This is a genomic window from Cohnella cellulosilytica (assembly GCF_042431195.1).
Taxonomy (GTDB): domain Bacteria; phylum Bacillota; class Bacilli; order Paenibacillales; family Paenibacillaceae; genus Cohnella; species Cohnella cellulosilytica.
Genome location: NZ_JBHMDN010000078.1, coordinates 181,374 through 199,069, shown reverse-complemented (window position 1 = coordinate 199,069; position 17,696 = coordinate 181,374). Strand labels below are relative to the sequence as shown.

The following is a 17,696-nucleotide window of genomic DNA, read 5'->3' as shown; positions in this document are numbered from 1 at the left end:
TCGGGCAGGCCGCCCTGACCGCGGCTGAGCGGCGGCGGCCAATTCGACCCGGCTTATTGATTCAGATGCTCCAGCGTATCGATCGCGTCTCCGTACTTCTCCTTGTAGAAATCCTTGATCGCCTGGCTTTCGTACGCTTTCTGCAGCGCCTTGATTTTGGGAGAGCCGATCACGTCGTTATTCGCGGCCACGATGCCTTTGTACGGCAATTCGTCTCCCGTCTCCAGCGCCAGCGCGTCCTGCTTGGGATTGTAGCCGATCTGAACCGCCGTGCCCGCGAACAGGAAGCCGACGTCCACATCGTCGAGCGTGCGTTGCAGCATCAGTTGGTCGACTTCCTTGAACTTGAATTTATGCGGATTGCCCGTGATGTCCTTAAGCGTCGCATGAATCACTTCCACGCCGTCCTTAAGCTCAAGCAGCCCCAGATCCCGAAGCATGAACAGCGCCCGGCCGTTGTTCGCCGGATCGACGGGAATGCCGATCAGCGCGCCGTCCGGCACCTCGTCGAACGACTTGTACTTCTTGGAGTACAGGCCGGAAGGGGTGAACGTCGTGTAGAACGCTCTCGAGATGTTCTTCAAGCCTTGATCCTTCACGAATTGATCGAAATAAGCTTCATGCTGGAAGGAGTTGCTGTCCGCGTCGCCGTCGTTGACGATCTTGTTCGGCTGGATAATGTCGTTGACGACGATGTGCTCGAGCTCGTAGCCGTCTTTGGCCAGCTCCTCCTTCAAAATTTGCACGATCTCCGCGTTAAAGCCGGCGTCGCTCATAATGTGGCGGATGACTTTGTCCTCGGGCTCGGGCGGTTCGGCGGATTTCGCGGGCTCGGCGGAAGCGACGGACGGAGATCCGGAAGCCGGACTCGCCGCGGCGGGCGAGCTTGCGTCGTCTTTCTTCCCGCAAGCCGCGAGCACGAGGGCCAGGACGACGAATGCGGTTGTCAGCAGAGTTAGAGCAGGTTTTCTCATGAATGGAACACTCCTTCGGTTTTGGTTCTCTGTTTATTTAAAAAAGAAGACACGGGCGGCGGCTGGCCGCGCCAATGTCTCCAGTTGTCTGGTCAACGTTTGCTCGTTGCGCTATTCGGTTGCCAATCCCGTCTGCCAAGCGAACGGCGGACGCGTTCCGTTCACCGCGTAATCGCCGACGATTCTTTCTTTGTAAATCAGCGGATTGTGGGAAGCGATCGTGCGGGCATTGCGCCAGTAGCGGTCCATTCCCTTCGTTCGAACAGTCGCGGACGCGCCGAGCGCATCGAAGACCGAGGCCGAGGCGTCGAGCGTCAGTCTCGCTACGATCGTCTGCGCTTGGGCCGTTTCGATCTCCGCTTCGACATTTGCCGTATCCTGCAGATCGGGGTCCCCGGACGACTGGGCGTCGCAGGCTCTTTGCACCGCTTCCGCCGCCTTCAGGACGATCGCGCCCGCGGCGTAAGCCTGGCTGCGCACCCTTCCTACGACCTGAAGCACCTGCGGATCTTCGGCGGCTCGGGAGGCGGACGCATGCGAATACGTCCTCCGCCGCTCCGCAACCTGCTCGGCGACGTCCCTTGCGGCGGCTCTGGCGATTCCCGCCAGCGTCGCCAAATGGACCATCTGGGCGAATGCCGTCGCGTACTTCGCGTAAGTATCGCGGGCCAGCACCTCATCCCCATCGACCGGCGTGCCGACGAACGTCGTCGTTCCGCTGCCGGTCAGCGTCTGGCCGAATCCCGTCCAGTCGTCGGCGATGATCACGCCTTCGGCGGAAGCCGGGACGATCGCGGTCACGAGGCTGTCGTCGTCGGCCGTCGCTCCCACGACGATCCAATCGGAGTAGATCGTCCCCGTAGAGTAGAACTTCACGCCGCGCAGCCGCAGCCGTTCCTCTTCGGCGGTTAATCTCGTGGAATAGCTGCCCACCTTCGCTTCCCCGATCTCGGTCAGAGCGTTGCCGACGATGTCGCCGTCCGCCAGGCGCTGCAGCCACCTTCTCCGCAGCGGACTGTCCGGCAAGCCCAGAATTCTCTCGACAAAGCCGAAATGAATACGCAGCGCTTGCGGCAGGTTGGAGTCCGCTTCCGCCAGTTCGATCAACAGATGGAACAGCTCCGGAAGCGCGGCCCCTGCCCCTCCCTCCTCGCGGGGAATGCGTACGGCCCCGAATCCGGCCGCCTTCAGCCAGCCTATCTCTTCGTGCAGCAGCTTCCGGTCCAGCTCCCTCTGCACGGCCCCCTCCCGAATGCGGCGGAACGTCGGCCTGAATCGCGAGGCGAGCCGCTCGTAGCCTTCGGAGGGACCGCTCCCCCATGCGCTTTCCCTATGCCTCATTCTTCCATTCCTCCTCGCCGGCGCATCCTACGATTGCGACGTCTGCGGGGCGGCCTTGTCCGCTCCGGTCCTCGCGCGCCTTTCCGGAATTTTGTTGTTGGCGATCATCTCGCCGAATGGGCTGATGAACGCCCGCGCGTCCGCTTCGTCCTCCCGTCGGAGCGGCAGCCTGGGGAAGAGCAGCTCCGCGGTCCGGTACGCTTCTTCCAGATGCGGATACCCGGACAGAATGAACGTCTCGATCCCGAGCTCGGCGTATTCCCGAATCCGGGCCGCGACGTTGTCCGCGCTACCGACGAGCGCCGTGCCCGCCCCGCCGCGGACGAGGCCGATGCCGGCCCACAGGTTCGGGCTGATCTCCAGCTGAGAGCGGTCTCCCCGGTGAAGCTGGGACATTCTATTCTGGCCCACCGAATCCATTCGGGAGAAAATCCGCTGCGCCGAGGCGATCGTCTCGTCGTCGAGATGCTCGATCAACTCGTCGGCGGCGCGCCATGCCTCCTCTTCCGTCTTGCGCACGATGACGTGAAGCCGGATGCCGAACTTGAGCGTTCGCCCCTTCTCTGCGGCCAGCGCGCGCATGCGGGCAATCTTCTCCGCCACCTGCGCCGGCGGTTCGCCCCAGGTCAAGTAGACGTCGACGTGCTCCGCGGCCACCTTCATCGCCGCTTCGGAGGAGCCTCCGAAGTAGAGCGGCGGATACGGCTTCTGCGCCGTCGGGTACAGCACCTCGCCGCCCTCCACCCGCAGATGCTCGCCCTCGAAATCGACCGGTCCCCCCTCCAGCTCCTTGCGCCAGATCGAGAGAAATTCGTCCGTCACCTCGTACCTTTCGTCGTGGCTGAGGAACAATCCGTCTCCCGCCAGCTCCACGGGGTCTCCTCCGGCGACGACGTTGATCAGCAATCTCCCTTTCGAGAACCGATCCAGCGTCGCCGTCATTCTCGCCGCCATCGTCGGAGCCATCAAGCCCGGACGCGCGGCGACCAGAAACTTCAGGCGCTCCGTCGCCGGCACCAGCGTCGAAGCGACGATCCACGAATCCTCGCACGATTTCCCGGTCGGCAGCAGCACGCCGCTGAAGCCCAATTCGTCGGCCGCCTGCGCGATCTGCTTGCAGTAGGCGTAGCTGACCGCCCGGGCGCCTTCGCTCGTGCCCAAATATCTGCCGTCCCCGTGCGTCGGGATAAACCAGAACATTTCCATCTTCTTCTCTCTCCTTCGTTGCGGACTGACTCGTCAGCCTCTCGTTCCCACGCTCTTGCTCGTCTGCTTCAGCAGATCCCAGATCGGGTCGATCAAGCGGTCCTTGTCGTAGCCGATATATTGATTGGCATAAGCTCTCACCGGATCTCCGGCGTAAAATCTCTCGTACAGCTCGTGCCGCGAGCCCAGCGGACTTCCGATCAAGTCCCATGCCAGCTTGAACAGCTGCACCTTTTTTTCCGCGCTGACGGTCGCCCCTTCGAAATACAGGTGCATCAGCTTGGAGATCGGCCCGTAGAAGTCCTCCATGCCGGACGGCGTCTGCATGAAGCCTCCGCCGCCGACCTGCTGCAAAATTTCCACCGCCCGCGGATAAAACTTCGTGCCGATGCTTCTCGCCGAATCGATAAACGAAATTTCCGGGACGAGAACGCCGGAGACGTCGGTCTTCGCTTGCGCCTCGGAGGCGATGATCAGCGCTTTGATGACGTCGATCTGAACAATCAGCTCCCCCAGCTTCTCCTGAACGTGCAGGAAGCCGGACACGCCGATCGATTCGGCCACCGCAAACGCGACTCCCGTAATGAACTCCAGCTTGGCGACGAAGCGGACGACGTTCTGGTGATAGGCGAGCGCGTTCGCCGTCCGATTGGCTCTCAGAGCGAGCACCTTCTGCGAATCGCCGTACAGCAGCACCCGCTCCCACGGAACGAGCACGTCGTCGAAGAACAGCACCGCATCCATCTCGTCGTACTTGGCGCCGAGCGGATGATTTTGCTCGCGCGAATCGGCGAACGATTCCCGGCAGACAATGTGCAGCCCCGGCGAATTGGCGGGAACGATCAGCACGTGGGCGTGTTTCGTATCCTTGACGTCGAACTTGAGGAAGGAAGACAGAATGAAATCGTGCGTATAAGGCGCCCCGGTGGCGATCATCTTCGCGCCCCGGATGACGATGCCCTCCTCCGTCTCCCGAACGACGTGCAGGAACCGCTCCGCGATCCGCCGGTCGTCCAGGCCGCTGGATCGGTCGATCTGGGGATCGATGATCGCGGTCGTCAGAAACCGGTCGTTGTCTCTCGCATGCTCGTAATACGAAGCGATCTTCAGCTCGAAGCCGGGATCGAGCGCCTTCAGCTCATGGCGGGCGGCATACCATCCCGTGACGAGCGATCTCGCGTAATCCGACAGCCGGCTCATCATGCCGTGCGTCTCCGCCGACCAGAAGGAGAACGAGCGATTCCTCCGGGTCAGATGCTCGGGCGTATACGGAACGAGAAACGAACTGTGCGCGTAACGCTCGCTCCCCTCCACCCGATAACCGACCCGCTCCCTGAGCTCGGGATCGTCCAGCGTCTGGAACAAATCCCGGATCGTGCCCAACGTTCCTTGGAACGCGGGGTGCTCGCGAATGCGATCGATTTTCTTGCCCTCGAACCAGACGCTGCGTCCGTCGTTCAAGCTCTCCAGAAATTTATCTCCCCTCAACGCCGCAATGCTCCTCTCGAAATTTAGCCTAATATTCCGATTGATTTTGTCTGATTTATTCCCTATGATAGCTAATACAATCCGGATGACAACAATTGATTTTGCTATTTTTGACGGTTAAACAACATGTAATCGCAATTTATCGGTTAACGGAGAAATAACCCTACACGCGGAAAGATTCTGTAGGGGAAGAAGTCGGGGGGAATCGCGCTGATTGTTTTTTTCGTTTTGTCGGATATCCAACCCATTCATTAAATGTGTTGTTTAAGGAGGAATTCAAAGTGCCAGCCTCTCAGGACGGCGTACAATTGGATCGCCGCATTCGCCGCACCCAGCAGTTGATCGTCGACGCCTTTCTCTCCCTCTGCGCCGAGAAGGATTACGATTCGATTATTATCAAGGACATCACGGAACGCGCGAACGTCAACCGGTCGACTTTCTACGCGCATTACGAGGACAAGGAACGCCTGCTGAAAAAAATAACGGGAGACAGGCTCGCCGAATTGACCGAATTGGCCAACTCCTCCCTGTCTTCCGGCTACAAGCCGAGCTTCGACGCGCCGGATCCTTATTTCTCCGAAATGTTCGAGCATCTGACCGCGCATAAGACGTTCTACGCCGTGATGCTGAATCGCATCCATCATTCGCTGTTTTCGGACCCGATGCTGGAAGTCATCCGCGAAAGCTTTTTCTCCCGCATCTCGAGCATCAGCAAAGACCAGAAGCTGCTGATTCCGCTGGATCTTCTGCTCGACTACGTCAGTTATTCCGTTCACGGCATGATTAAAAAATGGCTGGCCCAATCCATGGTGTATTCGCCCGATCATATGGCCCTTCAGCTCACCCGCCTGTCGTATCTCGGCGTCTACAGAGCGATGGGGATTCCCGACAGGCAGCCCTAGGGCTCGCGTGCGGGGACGTTCCGCCCACAGGAGTCGGTATCTGCGATCAGGGCGTCTTTCAGGAGGCCTATACCGGAGGTTCCGGTTCGTGCGATAAAAGCAAACCGCCGAGCGCCTCGTCCCGATCAACCGGGCGCGGCGTTCGACGGTTCGTCGTTCCGGCTTGTCTCCCTGCCGAATATCTGTTATTTTCTAGGAAACCGTTAAAGAAGGAGACGTTGGCATTGACATCGCATTCAACCGAGCAGCACCGCCGGGAGGCTCCCTCCAGCGTCGCTTGCTCCATCCTTACCGTATCCGACACGCGCACGCCGGAGACGGACAAGAGCGGACGGCTCATTCGCGAGCTTTTGGAGGCGGCCGGCCATACGGTCGCCGACTATGCCATCGTCAAGGACGACTACGACGGCATCGCCGCGCTGCTGAGGCAGGCGGCGGACGATCCGCGCGTAGAGGCCGTTCTGCTCAACGGCGGAACCGGCATCGCCGGCCGGGACACGACGTTCGAAGCGGTCCGCGGCCAGCTGCACAAGGAAATACCGGGCTTCGGCGAAATTTTCCGCTATCTCAGCTTCGTGGAGGACATCGGCTCGGCGGCCATTCTGTCCCGCGCCGTCGCCGGCACGATCGGCTCGACCGCCGTCTTCTCGATGCCGGGCTCGACCGGCGCCGTGCGCCTGGCGATGACGCGCCTGATCGTGCCCGAGCTCGGACATGTGATGCGAGAGCTGTACAAGGACGGGTAAGCGCCGAATCGGACGCCTTTCCGCTCCTATCGAACGGATGCCGACCGGGCCGCTATCCCCGCACCGTAAGCTTGGATTCGGCCGGGGAGCGGGGACGGGGGGCGGGAACGAGATCCGGGTAACCGACGTGAAGAACGCCGACGACCTTCTCCCCGTCGGTCACGCCAACCGCCCGGCGGAAGTAGGGCGAATAGATGTACGGATTCGTTTTCCATACGACCCCGATGCCCCGCTCCCACGCCGCCAATTGAAAGCTCTGAATCCAGCCGCACGCCGCGCCGAAGTCCTCCTCCCACTGCTTCTGTCGCGGATCCTCCTTCATGACGACGATCAGATGGCAGGGAATGACCGCATAGTCCCTGGTTCTCTGCTCCGCGTACTTCGCCTTGTCCTCCGCGGACATCGAACCGAGCACCGCCTCCGTAAAATCGGAGCGCGCCTCTCCCCGATACAGAATGTACCTCCACGGCTCCCGAAGCCCGTGATTGGGAGCCCAGTTGGCGATGTCCAGCAGCTCCAGCAGCAGAGCAAACGGAATCGGGTCGGGCTTGAACTGCCGGATCGTCCGGCGCTGCCGCAGCGTCTCGGCTACGGGATAATCGTCCGTGCTCATGCGAATCACTCCCCTCGACTTGATTTATGCATTGCGCTTCTTGAACAGCAGATAGACCATGTACGGCGCACCTATGAGCGCAATCAGAATGCCGCAGGGAATTTCCAGCGGCGCGGCGATCGTCCGGCCCAGCAGATCCGCGGCGTTCACGAGCAGGCCGCCCGTCAGCACGGCGACGGGAAGCAGCCGGAGCGACGCGGAGCCGACGATGAAGCGCGCCAGATGCGGCGCCATCAAGCCGACAAAGCCGATCGTACCGGCCATCGCGACGGCGGCTCCCGCAGTGGCCACCGCCACGAGCAGCAGCAGCGCGCGGACGCGCTCCAGCCGGGTTCCCAGGCCGGTCGCCAGCGAATCTCCCAGCTGCAGCACGTCCAGGCTTCTCGACAGCAGCAGCGCAACCGGAAAGCCGACGGCCAGCCACGGCAGCAGCGGCCGGAAATGCTCCCAGCTCCGGCCGTAGACGCTGCCGGACATCCAAATGACGGCCGCCTTCGCCTGCGCCAGATCGGTGAACGTGAGCAGAAAGCTGACGACGGCCCCCGCCGAAGCGGCGATTCCGACGCCCACGAGCACGAGCCGGACCGGAGAGAGCCCCCGCCTCCACGCCAACGCGTAGGACAGCAGCGCCGCCAGCAGCGCGCCGGCGAAAGCGGCGAAGGGCAGCAGCGATACGGGAATGCCCGGAAACAGCACCATGCAGCCTACCGCGGCCAGCGCCGCGCCCGAATTCAGTCCGAGCACGCCCGGCGAAGCGAGCGGATTGCGCGTGATGCCTTGCAGAATCGCGCCGGACAGCGCCAGGCCCGCGCCAGCGAGAAAAGCGACCAGCGCGCGCGGGAACCGGAAGCGGTTCACGACCAGATCGTACCGTTCGCTTCCCGACCCGAACAACGCGTGAAGCGCTTCGGCCGCGGGAATCGGAAAATCGCCCAGCACGATCTGCAGCAGCAGCACGAGCAGATTAAGCGCGGCCGCCCCGAGCAGAACGAGCGCGAAAGCGCCTCTGTTTCTTATCGTCTCCATCGCCATTCACGCCCTCCTCTGCGCCAGGTAGATCAGGAAGGGCGCGCCCAGCACGGCGGTCACGACGCCTGCGGATACTTCCTGGGAAGGAACGATGAAGCGCGCCGCGATATCCGCCATCAGCAGCAGCGTCGCTCCGGCCAGCGCGGAATAGGGCAGCACCCAGCGGTAATCCTGCCCGACGAGATAACGGACGATGTGCGGCACGGCGAGCCCGACGAAGCCGATCGGCCCGGCGATCGCCACCGAAGATCCGGCGAGCAGGATCACCGCGAGCAGCGACAGCGCTTTGACCAGGCCGGTGCGCAGCCCGAGCCCCTGCGCCGTCTCCTCGCCGAGGCTGAGCAGGTTGATCTGCCTCCCCAGGATCAGCGCTCCCCCGATGCCGATCAGCATATAGGGGGCCACTTCGGCGAACAGAGACGTGCTTCTGCCGGTAAGCGAACCGGCCAGCCAGAACCTCATCGTGTCGAGCGACCGTTCGTCGAACACCAGAATGCCCTGCGTCAGCGCCCCGAGCAGCAGATTGATCGTCGCCCCCGCCAGAATCAGCTTCAGCGGAGTCAGCCCGTTCGCCCCCATCGTGCCGAGCAGATAGACGGTCAGACCCGCGGCGCCCGCTCCGACGAAAGCGTAAGCGATCGCCGACGAGCCCGACACGCCCCCCGCCAAATACAGATGAATGACGATCAGGAAAGCGGCCCCCTGATTGACCCCGAACAGCTCCGGCCCGGCGAGGGCGTTGCGCGTAACGGCCTGCATGATCGCTCCGGCCATGGCCAGGCAGGCCCCGACGGCCATCGCAATCAGCGCCCGCGGCACGCGCACCGTCCGCACGATCAGATGCTCCCTCGACCCGTTGAACTCGAAGATAGACCGGTACACCTCGGACAGAGAGATGGCCTGCTTGCCGAGCGCGACGCTGACGACCAGGCAGAGAGCGACCAGCAGCAGGCCGACGACGATTCCCGCAAGGCGCATCGCCGAACCGAGCTCCTTACTGCGCACCGAAGAAGCGATGCAGGTCGTCCAGGACCAGGTTCGACGCCTGTATGCCTTGGCCGCTCAGCCACGTTTCCCAGTTGACCATGTGAACCCGCTCGTTCTGCACCGCGGACAGCGTGCCCCACAGCGGATTCGTCTGAATCTTGTCGTTAAAAAACGCCGCTTCGCTTTCTCTGCCGAACGAGATAATGACATCCGCGTCCATGTCGCCGATCTGCTCCTCGGTAATCGCGATATGCTGGCCCGAGACGCCTTGCTGATTGGCCGGACGGGCCAGCCCCGCCTCCTTGACGATATCGCCGGCATAGGAGTTCTCCGTATAGATGCGGATATGGTCTTCCCGCGGACGAATGAGAGTGACCGTCGCGTTCGTGAGCTTATCCCCCATGTCCGTCTTGAACTTCGCGATGCGCGCTTCGAATTCGCCGATCAGTCGATCCGCTTCTCCGAGCTTGTTGACGGCGTCCGCCTGATCACGGAACAGTCCCTTCCAATCGCCGGTAACCCGCTCGGTCAGAACGGTCGGAGCAATCCGCTTCAAGTCCTCGTACACCGCCTCGTGCGTATCCCGCTGTCCGATGATCAGGTCGGGGTTCAGCTTGGCGATCGATTCGAGATTGGGCTGATCCGTCGTACCCGTGTTCTCGATGCCGTCCGTCTGACCGGCCAGATGGGCGAAGAAGTTCGCGTTGACCGATATGCTGTACGGCGCGCCGATCGGCTTGACGCCCAAGGCGAGCAGATTGTCCAGCCCCGACGAATTCAAGATGACGATTCTTTGCGGATTCGCCGGAACCTCGACTTCTCCGAACGCGTCCCGTACGACGCGAGTTTCCGTTCCCGGGTTTGCGGCAGGAGACGGGGACTCCGATGGAGAAACGGTAGATGAGGCGGAGGGCGATGCGGATTCCGCGGCCGCGGGCGAAGAAGCGCCGGAACCGCCCGAATTTCCGTTGCTGCCGCACGCGGCGGCGATGAGCATAACGAGCAGCAGACTTGCAATGGCAACGATTGCTTGCGGTTTTCTTAAATTAAACGGCATGACTAAAAGCTCCCCTTTGGTATGATGAAATTAGATGATAATGAGAATCTTTATCAATTATAATGAGAGGGTACCCCCTTGTACATGACCGATCCTATCCAGAATAAATATCCGATTTTATCTCGGAACGTCCAGGAGGCGATGGCATGAATTCAGCTCTGCACGGCTCAGACCGCGGTCGAAGCTTCGGTTCCCTGCCGCTGCTCTCTTCGGTCTATCGGAGGTCGCTTCGCGCGGCGGCGGGCGTCCGGCGCTTCCGAACGCCGGCCCGCATGCTCGTCTATACGGCGGAAGGAGAGGGGACCGCGACGATCGGAGATTCCCGCTACGTGGTCGTCAAGCCCGGTTCTCTCTACCATCTGCCGCTCGGGACGCAGGTCGAATTCGTCGGACGCAGCGCCGACACGAAGCTCTATTTGTTATTCGTAGAAACGCCGGTATTGATCAAGCTCAGAGGAAAATGGCAAACGGGGGACAGCGGGAAGAAGGGGACGGGAGACGAAGAAGGCTGGTTGGATCGCTTGTGGCCCGCCGGCGAAGTGCCGGTCGAGGATGCCGCAGCGCTCGCGGAACGAATCATGGAGCTGCATCGCGTCCGAACCGACGATCCGGCTGACCGAAGCCGGCTTCAGCTTCTTTTTCAACGTCTCATGCACGAATTGGTTTCCGTCACCGCGTCCGGGGACGGGAGCAGGTGGATCGGCGGCGGGGTCGCGCAGAGCCTCGATTATATTCACAGCCGGTTTCGAGACAAGATCAAGCTGGAGACGCTCGGCGACATCTCCGGCTTCACTCCGACCTCGTATTCCAGAGAGTTCAAGAAAATGTACGGGCTATCGCCGATCGATTACTTGAATCGTTACCGCATCGAGCAGGCGAAGCAGATGCTCGTGGAGCGCAACCGCTCCATTAAGGACGTATCGGCGGAGAGCGGCTTCGGCAACGAGTTTTATTTCAGCAGAATGTTCAAGCGGCATGTCGGGATGTCCCCGTCTCATTTCGTCCGCAGAAAAAACCTGCGGATCGCGGCGGCCTCGACTTTGCGTTTCCAGGACATGCTGGAATCGCTCGGCGTATCCCCGGTCTACTGGGCGAACTGCCACAAAGCCAAAACGATGGACCGAAGCACGCATCAGACGATCGTCGCCGGCAAAATCGCCGAGCTGCGCCAAGCCGCGCCCGATCTGATTCTGTGCGACGATTACCACAGGCCGTTCCTGGAGCAGTTTAAGCAGATCGCGCCTACGGTCGTCATCCGTCTGAGCATGGATTGGCAGGTCAACAACCGGAGAATCTCCGAGATCGTCGGCAGGGAGGCGGAGGCCGAGCGCAACTTCAAGCTGCTCGAGCGCAAAATCGAGGAGGCGAGGGGGCCGCTGAGGGAGCGTTACGGCAGCGAGACGGTGACGATTATGAGAGTCATTCACAAGCTGATTCGTATCCAGGGACTGTCCAACCACCCGATGAACGATCTGATTTACCGCGATCTCGGGCTGAAGCCGGGCTTCTGCGTGCCGTCCAACGCGATGAACGTGGAATTTTCCCCCGATAAATATCCGGATATGGACACCGACCATCTGTTCGTGCAAAATGTCTTTTTCTACCCGGAGGACGAAACGATCTTCGCCGGCATGCAGAAAAGCCCGGAATGGCAAGCCATCCGGGCCGTCGCGAACGATCGGGTGCGCAGCACCCCCAACTGGGTCGGCATGAGCTGGTCGACGAGCGGGAGAATGCGCATTATCGAGGAGCTACTGCAGCAGCCTTGACGCGATGAAATCCATCGCCTGGCGCTGCATCTCCCCGGTCACCGCATGGCCGGTAAAGGGAAACGGCACGATGCGCTTATCCCCTTCGATCCGGTTGTACGCCGCGTAGATCGTCTCCGGCATCGTGACGGGGTCCTTCAGGCCGACGGTAACGAATACCGGAATGCGGATGCGGTGCGCCAGGTTCATGTTGTCGAAGTAACTGAGCGTATGAAGCACCGCCTCCAGATGGCCGGGGAAACGCTCCACGAACGAAGCCGCCTCCGTCAGCGAGCTGGTCGAGTTCAGGATGCCGAAATCCATATGGCACATGTTTGGGATATGCGGAACCGCGATCGCCGGCTTGTCGGACAGCGCCGCGGCGATCATCGCGAGTCCTCCGCCCTGGCTGCCGCCCATCGCGCAGATCCGGCTCCGGTCGACCTCCGGCTGCTCGGCGGCCCAATCGAGCGCCTTGAGCGCGTCGATCGTAATCGCCTTGTAGTAGCACGTATCCCGATCCAGAATGCCCTGCGTCAGCCACCCTCTCGTCATGCCGTACGGCTGCGGCATCAGATTGCCCGTCTCCCCGGCCTGGCCGCGGACGTCGATGGCGAATACCGCGAGCCCCATCAGCAAATACGAGGCGTAATCCTCCGGATAGCCGCGGCTTCCCCCGTATCCATGGTACAACACGACGCATGGGAGCTTGCGGTCGTCTCCGCGGGGAAACTTCGGCAGCAGGTACCAGCCGCGAATCGGCGTCTCGTCGAAGCCTTCGTAGGCGACGTCGTACGCCTCCATGAATGCCATCGGCGTCTCGACGAGCGTTCTTGTCGCATTCAGCGGCTTGGCCGCATAACGCTTAAGCTCCCCGTCCCAATAAGCGTCCAGGTCGGGCTGCGCCGTCAGCGGAGGAGCCAATCGCTCCAGCTCTTCTATTCTTCTTCCTACCGCGTGGTTCATCCGGTATTTCCCCTCCAGCGTATCGATTGCCCGTTCCATGAAACAGGGGCTGTCCCCCTAAGTAAATAGAGTCGTCCAGCCCCCATCCGTTATTTCAAAATCGCTTCAATTCGCGCCAGCTCGTCCTCCGAGAAGTCGAGCCGCTGCAGCATCGCGACATTGTCGTCGAGCTGGGACACCTTGCTCGCACCGATCAGCACGCTCGTCACCCGCTCGCCGCGCAGCGTCCATGCCAGCGCCAGCTGCGCCAGCGTCTGTCCGCGGGATTCGGCGATCTCATTCAGCTCGCGCACCTTATCCAGCTTCTCCGGCGTAATATTCCCTTCGTTCAGGAAGACGGATGCTCCCGCCGCTCTCGAATCTTGAGGAATGCCGTTCAAATAGCGGTTCGTCAGCAGCCCTTGCTCGAGCGGCGAGAACACGATGGAGCCTACGCCCCCTTCTTCCAATACATCCTGAAGCCCGTCCTCGATCCAGCGGTCGAACATGCTGTAGCGCGGTTGGTGAATGAGCAACGGCGTGCCGAGCTCCTTCAGGATGCGAATCGCTTCCTTCGCTTCCGGCGCCCGGTAATTGGAGATACCGACATAGAGCGCCTTGCCCGAGCGGACCGCATGGTCGAGCGCGGCCATCGTCTCCTCCAGCGGCGTATCGGGATCGGGACGATGATGATAGAAAATATCGACGTAATCGAGTCCCATCCGCTTCAAGCTCTGATCGAGGCTGGACAGCAAATATTTGCGCGAGCCCCATTCCCCGTAAGGACCTTCCCACATATAATAGCCGGCTTTCGTCGAGATGACGAGCTCGTCCCGATAAGGCTTCAGATCGGTGGCAAGCAGCCGTCCGAACATCTCCTCGGCCGATCCCGGAGGCGGTCCGTAGTTGTTCGCGAGGTCGAAGTGGGTGATCCCCAGATCGAAGGCGTGCCTCACCAATGCGCGGCCGTTCTCGAAGGTATCGATTCCTCCGAAGTTGTGCCAGAGTCCGAGCGACACCGCCGGAATTTTCAGCCCCGAGCGTCCTACCCGGTTGTATTTCATCGATGCGTAACGTTCCTTGTTCGCCAAATAAACCATGTTCCTTATCCACCTCTCGCCTTTTATTTAACTGCCGCAATCCCCTCCGGAAGCGGCAGCGCCAGCAATTGCGGTCCGCCCTCCTCGCCCGAGTATTGAAAAACGAGCAAGGATGGGCGGGCGCGATCCGCCCTGCCTTCCCGCATCCAGACTTCGTAATCGAACGGCAGCTTGTCCAGCGCGCTCTTCTTCTGCAGTTCGCGCTCGTCCGCGCTCAGCCGTTCCGCCGCGTATTTCAACCCTGCGGACCAATCTCTCTTGTCCAGACGATCCTCCCACCAGAGCTTGCGGGGCTTGTACTTGTGCTGCAAATAATAATCGATGCGCAGCAGGCCGAACGCGACGTCGCGGTCCAGCCCCGGCCTTGCGTCGTGCTCGAGGAACGCCCACAGCCGCGAGAACAGGTCTTCGAGCTGGTGGCCGATCCGGCTCCAGCCCCGTTCCTCCCAATAATCTCCGAACGCCTGGAAGAAATCGAACGGCGAAGGATAGGCGCTTCCGACCAAATATTCGATCGTCCGGTCCATCCGGTGGGCGTTCCAAAATTTCTCCAGCACGTCCTCCACCCGCTTGATCCGCACAATGTCGCCGAACGGCATCAGCTCGTTGCCGAGCATCTCGTACGGCGCGCGCTCCGAATAAATATACCCGTACTTGTCCGCATCGTTGCGCAGTCCCGTTCCCCTCAGCATTTTCAGGAAGCCGAGCTGCAGCTCTTCGGGCCGGAGCGCGAACACGTCATTAAACGTTTTCCGGAACGTATCGTAATCCTCGTGCGGCAGGCCGGCGATCAGGTCCAGATGCTGATCGATCTTGCCGCTCTCCTTCACCTTGACGACGGTGCGCGTCAGCTTCGCGAAGTTCTGCCGGCGCTGCACCGCCAGATTCGTCGGATCGTTCGTCGACTGCACCCCGATCTCGAAGCGGAAAACGCCCGGAGGCGCATGCTCGGCCAGAAAATCCAGCACCTCCGGACGCATGATGTCGGCGGTAATCTCGAACTGGAACACGCAGCCGCGATGGTTGTCGATCAGAAATTGAAAAATCTCCATCGCATAATCGCGCTTGATGTTGAACGTGCGGTCGACGAACTTGATCAGCTTGGCGCCGCTGTCGATCAGATAGGTCAGCTCCGCCTTCACCCGCTCCATGTCAAAATACCGCACGCCCACCTCGATGCTGGACAAGCAGAACTGACAGCTGAACGGGCAGCCCCGGCTCGTCTCGAAGTAGACGACGCGGTTGCGCAGCGAAGGAATATCTTCTTGGAACCTGTGGGGCGACGGAAGAGTGTTCAAGTCGAGCTTCGGGCGTCCCGGCGTCATGACGACTTGACCGTTCTTGCGGTAGGCCAGTCCGAAGACAAAGTGGTATTTGCCCTCTCCGGCGATCTGCCGCAGCAGGTCGCGGAACGTCTCCTCGCCTTCCCCCATCACGATAAAGTCGACGGAGGAGAGCCGGTTCATCCAATATTCCGTATCGTAGGAAACCTCCGGTCCGCCGAGCACGATCTTCGTCTCGGGCAGCACCTTGCGCAGCATGTCGGCGACAACGATCGTCTCCTCGATGTTCCAGATATAGCATGAAAACCCGATCACATCGGGCTTCTTGGAAAACAGATCGGAGGCGATCCCCATGGCGGGGTCCTTGATCGTATATTCGGCAATGTCGATATCGAACTCGTCCTGGGCATAGGCCTTCAAGTATCTCAGGGCGAGCGAGGTGTGAATGTATTTGGCGTTCAGCGTCGCTAAGACGACTTTCATAGCGGAATCCTCTTTCGGCGTAAGGCTTTCCTTTATTGTAACGGATAACCGGCTCGGAGGAAAATGCTTTTGCAGCGATCGGCTCCCTCAGACTGCCCTTCGTCGCCCCCTCGGTACGCTGATGCCCCTTCGGTACGCTGCGGACTCGCCCGCATGTGGTGACCGGAGATTTTGGAGATGAACGTGGTGTTAACGGTCCACGAGAACGCTATTCGACCGAATTCGGAGGTTTGCCTGGATTAATGGTCTGCGAGACCGCTATTCACCCGGATTCGGAGGTTTGATGGGATTAACGGTCCACGAGAACGCTATTGGCCCGGATTCGGGGGGGCCCGACGGGGATTAACGGTCCGAGAGACCGAATGAGGGCTTCCCCAAGGCCGATTGCAACCGGCGGGAAAGCCCTCCTCATTAAAAATACCGCTGCGCTTAAACCTCGAATCCGTCGTTGGCAATAACGTCCCGAATAAAATAGTAGCTGTCCTTCGGATGGCGTTCCAACGTCTCGTAATTCGTATAGACGATGCCAAAGCGCTTGCGATAGCCTTCCGCCCACTCGAAGTTGTCGAGCAGCGACCAGGCGAAGTAGCCCTTCAGCGGCACTCCGGAGCCGATCAGGCGATGGCACTGGATAAAATGCTTGCGATAATACTCGGTCCGCAGAACGTCGTGAACGCGGTTGTCCGCGGTCAATTCGTCCTCGTAGCACGCGCCGTTCTCGGTAATATAGATCGGCGTGTCTCCGTACTCCTCGTGCACCCAGCTCAGCACCTTGTACAGGCCGTCCGCGTAAACGTTCCAATTCATATACGTCTTGTCGAAGCCGATCTGCACCTCTTCGCAGTCGAACAGTCCCTCGTCTTTCTTGTAACGCCCAAAGCCGCCGCTGTAGAAGTTGACTCCGATGAAGTCGATCTTCTGCGAAATCGTCTCCATGTCTCCCGGAAGAATCGGCACCGTCGCTCCTTTGGTCTTGAACCAGTCGACCAGGAACTGCGGATAAGTTCCCTTGAACGTCGGCTCCATGAACCACTCGTTGTTGTACGCCCGGTTGCGGCGAGCCGCCTCTACGTCCTCCGGAGAAGTCGTATACGGCTCGTACCAGTACAGGTTGTGCGTTGTGCCGATCTCGCCCTTAATGCCGAGCGCGCGGAACTTCTTGACCGCCTCTCCGTGCGCGACCATGCAGTGATGGGCGACGTTGATCGCCAGCTGCAGATCCTTGTTGCCCGGCGCATGGGCGCCGATATAGTTGGACAGGAACGAGACGCACCACGTCTCGTTAAACGTGATCCACTGCTTGATCTTGCCGTCGAACGCCTTGAACACGACCTCCGCGTAGTTCACGAACGCGTCGATCGTCTCGCGGTTGTCCCAGCCGCCCTTGTCCTGCAGCGCCTGCGGCAAATCCCAGTGATACAGCGTCACGCAGGGCTCGATGCCCGCGGCCAGCAAGGCGTCCACGACCTTCCGGTAATAGTCGAGCCCCTTCTCGTTCACGTCGCCCGTCCCTTGCGGGAAAATGCGGGGCCAGGCGATCGAGAAGCGATACGCCTTCACCCCCAACTTTTTCAACAGGGCCACGTCTTCTTCATAGCGGTGATAGCTGTCGCAAGCCACGTCGCCGTTGTCGTCGTTGAACACTTTGCCCGGCGTATGGGAGAACGTGTCCCAGATCGACAGCCCTCTCCCGTCCTCCTGGTAAGCCCCCTCGATCTGGTAAGAAGCGGTTGCCGTCCCCCAGACGAAATCCTTCGGAAATTGAATTTTGGCCATAAAAAGTCCCTCCGCGCC

The 17,696-nt window shown here is 60.6% G+C and carries 15 protein-coding genes; 3 read left to right on the top strand and 12 right to left on the bottom strand.

Features of this window, described 5'->3' with window-relative positions:
- Nucleotides 1-53 precede the first annotated feature (53 nt).
- From ACFFT4_RS33125 to ACFFT4_RS33110, 4 genes are all read right to left on the bottom strand, one after another.
- The gene (locus tag ACFFT4_RS33125; RefSeq protein WP_378053770.1) at nucleotides 54-974 is read right to left on the bottom strand and encodes a MetQ/NlpA family ABC transporter substrate-binding protein; all 921 of its coding nucleotides are present in this window, start codon (nucleotides 972-974) and stop codon (nucleotides 54-56) included.
- 111 nt (nucleotides 975-1,085) lie between these two features.
- On the bottom strand, nucleotides 1,086-2,315 hold the full coding sequence (locus tag ACFFT4_RS33120; protein WP_378053768.1) for an acyl-CoA dehydrogenase family protein: 1,230 nt from the start codon (nucleotides 2,313-2,315) through the stop codon (nucleotides 1,086-1,088).
- A 27-nt stretch (nucleotides 2,316-2,342) separates the two neighbouring features.
- Nucleotides 2,343-3,521, bottom strand: coding sequence for an FMNH2-dependent alkanesulfonate monooxygenase (ssuD, locus tag ACFFT4_RS33115; RefSeq protein WP_378053766.1), 1,179 nt, complete (start codon nucleotides 3,519-3,521; stop codon nucleotides 2,343-2,345).
- A gap of 33 nt (nucleotides 3,522-3,554) precedes the next feature.
- Nucleotides 3,555-5,009 carry a 4-hydroxyphenylacetate 3-hydroxylase family protein gene (locus ACFFT4_RS33110; RefSeq protein WP_378053764.1) on the bottom strand — a complete coding sequence of 485 codons (1,455 nt, stop codon included), beginning with the start codon at nucleotides 5,007-5,009 and terminating at the stop codon, nucleotides 3,555-3,557.
- 281 nt (nucleotides 5,010-5,290) lie between these two features.
- Here ACFFT4_RS33110 and ACFFT4_RS33105 point away from each other — a divergent pair, with 281 nt between their 5' ends.
- Both ACFFT4_RS33105 and ACFFT4_RS33100 read left to right on the top strand, forming a co-directional pair.
- A complete protein-coding gene (locus tag ACFFT4_RS33105) occupies nucleotides 5,291-5,911 on the top strand; it encodes a TetR/AcrR family transcriptional regulator (RefSeq protein ID WP_378053762.1) in 621 nt (206 codons plus the stop codon).
- 224 nt (nucleotides 5,912-6,135) lie between these two features.
- Nucleotides 6,136-6,657, top strand: a complete 522-nt coding sequence (locus ACFFT4_RS33100) for a MogA/MoaB family molybdenum cofactor biosynthesis protein (RefSeq protein WP_378053761.1) — start codon at nucleotides 6,136-6,138, stop codon at nucleotides 6,655-6,657.
- A gap of 52 nt (nucleotides 6,658-6,709) precedes the next feature.
- Here the strand turns inward: ACFFT4_RS33100 and ACFFT4_RS33095 are convergent, their stop codons facing one another.
- Genes ACFFT4_RS33095 through ACFFT4_RS33080 form a run of 4 tightly spaced genes read right to left on the bottom strand, consistent with a single transcriptional unit; the run spans nucleotide 6,710 to nucleotide 10,343 of the window.
- A complete protein-coding gene (locus tag ACFFT4_RS33095; protein ID WP_378053759.1) occupies nucleotides 6,710-7,270 on the bottom strand; it encodes a nitroreductase family protein in 561 nt (186 codons plus the stop codon).
- Between the two features lie 24 nt (nucleotides 7,271-7,294).
- A complete protein-coding gene (locus tag ACFFT4_RS33090) occupies nucleotides 7,295-8,296 on the bottom strand; it encodes a FecCD family ABC transporter permease (RefSeq protein WP_378053757.1) in 1,002 nt (333 codons plus the stop codon).
- 6 nt (nucleotides 8,297-8,302) lie between these two features.
- On the bottom strand, nucleotides 8,303-9,277 hold the full coding sequence (locus ACFFT4_RS33085; protein WP_378053755.1) for a FecCD family ABC transporter permease: 975 nt from the start codon (nucleotides 9,275-9,277) through the stop codon (nucleotides 8,303-8,305).
- 16 nt (nucleotides 9,278-9,293) lie between these two features.
- A complete protein-coding gene (locus ACFFT4_RS33080) occupies nucleotides 9,294-10,343 on the bottom strand; it encodes an ABC transporter substrate-binding protein (protein WP_378053753.1) in 1,050 nt (349 codons plus the stop codon).
- 146 nt (nucleotides 10,344-10,489) lie between these two features.
- Here ACFFT4_RS33080 and ACFFT4_RS33075 point away from each other — a divergent pair, with 146 nt between their 5' ends.
- A complete protein-coding gene (locus ACFFT4_RS33075; protein ID WP_378053751.1) occupies nucleotides 10,490-12,112 on the top strand; it encodes a helix-turn-helix domain-containing protein in 1,623 nt (540 codons plus the stop codon).
- Here the strand turns inward: ACFFT4_RS33075 and ACFFT4_RS33070 are convergent.
- From ACFFT4_RS33070 to ACFFT4_RS33055, 4 genes are all read right to left on the bottom strand, one after another.
- Nucleotides 12,095-13,096 (bottom strand): acetylxylan esterase, encoded by a 1,002-nt coding sequence (locus ACFFT4_RS33070; RefSeq protein ID WP_378053749.1) that lies wholly within the window; start codon nucleotides 13,094-13,096, stop codon nucleotides 12,095-12,097. The genes ACFFT4_RS33075 and ACFFT4_RS33070 overlap by 18 nt on opposite strands.
- A 50-nt stretch (nucleotides 13,097-13,146) precedes the next feature.
- Nucleotides 13,147-14,136: an L-glyceraldehyde 3-phosphate reductase gene (mgrA, locus tag ACFFT4_RS33065; RefSeq protein ID WP_378053747.1), complete on the bottom strand. Its 990-nt coding sequence runs from the start codon at nucleotides 14,134-14,136 to the stop codon at nucleotides 13,147-13,149.
- 23 nt (nucleotides 14,137-14,159) lie between these two features.
- Nucleotides 14,160-15,902, bottom strand: coding sequence for a B12-binding domain-containing radical SAM protein (locus ACFFT4_RS33060; protein WP_378053745.1), 1,743 nt, complete (start codon nucleotides 15,900-15,902; stop codon nucleotides 14,160-14,162).
- A 429-nt stretch (nucleotides 15,903-16,331) separates the two neighbouring features.
- Nucleotides 16,332-17,678 carry a GH1 family beta-glucosidase gene (locus ACFFT4_RS33055; protein ID WP_378053743.1) on the bottom strand — a complete coding sequence of 449 codons (1,347 nt, stop codon included), beginning with the start codon at nucleotides 17,676-17,678 and terminating at the stop codon, nucleotides 16,332-16,334.
- Nucleotides 17,679-17,696: the final 18 nt, after the last annotated feature.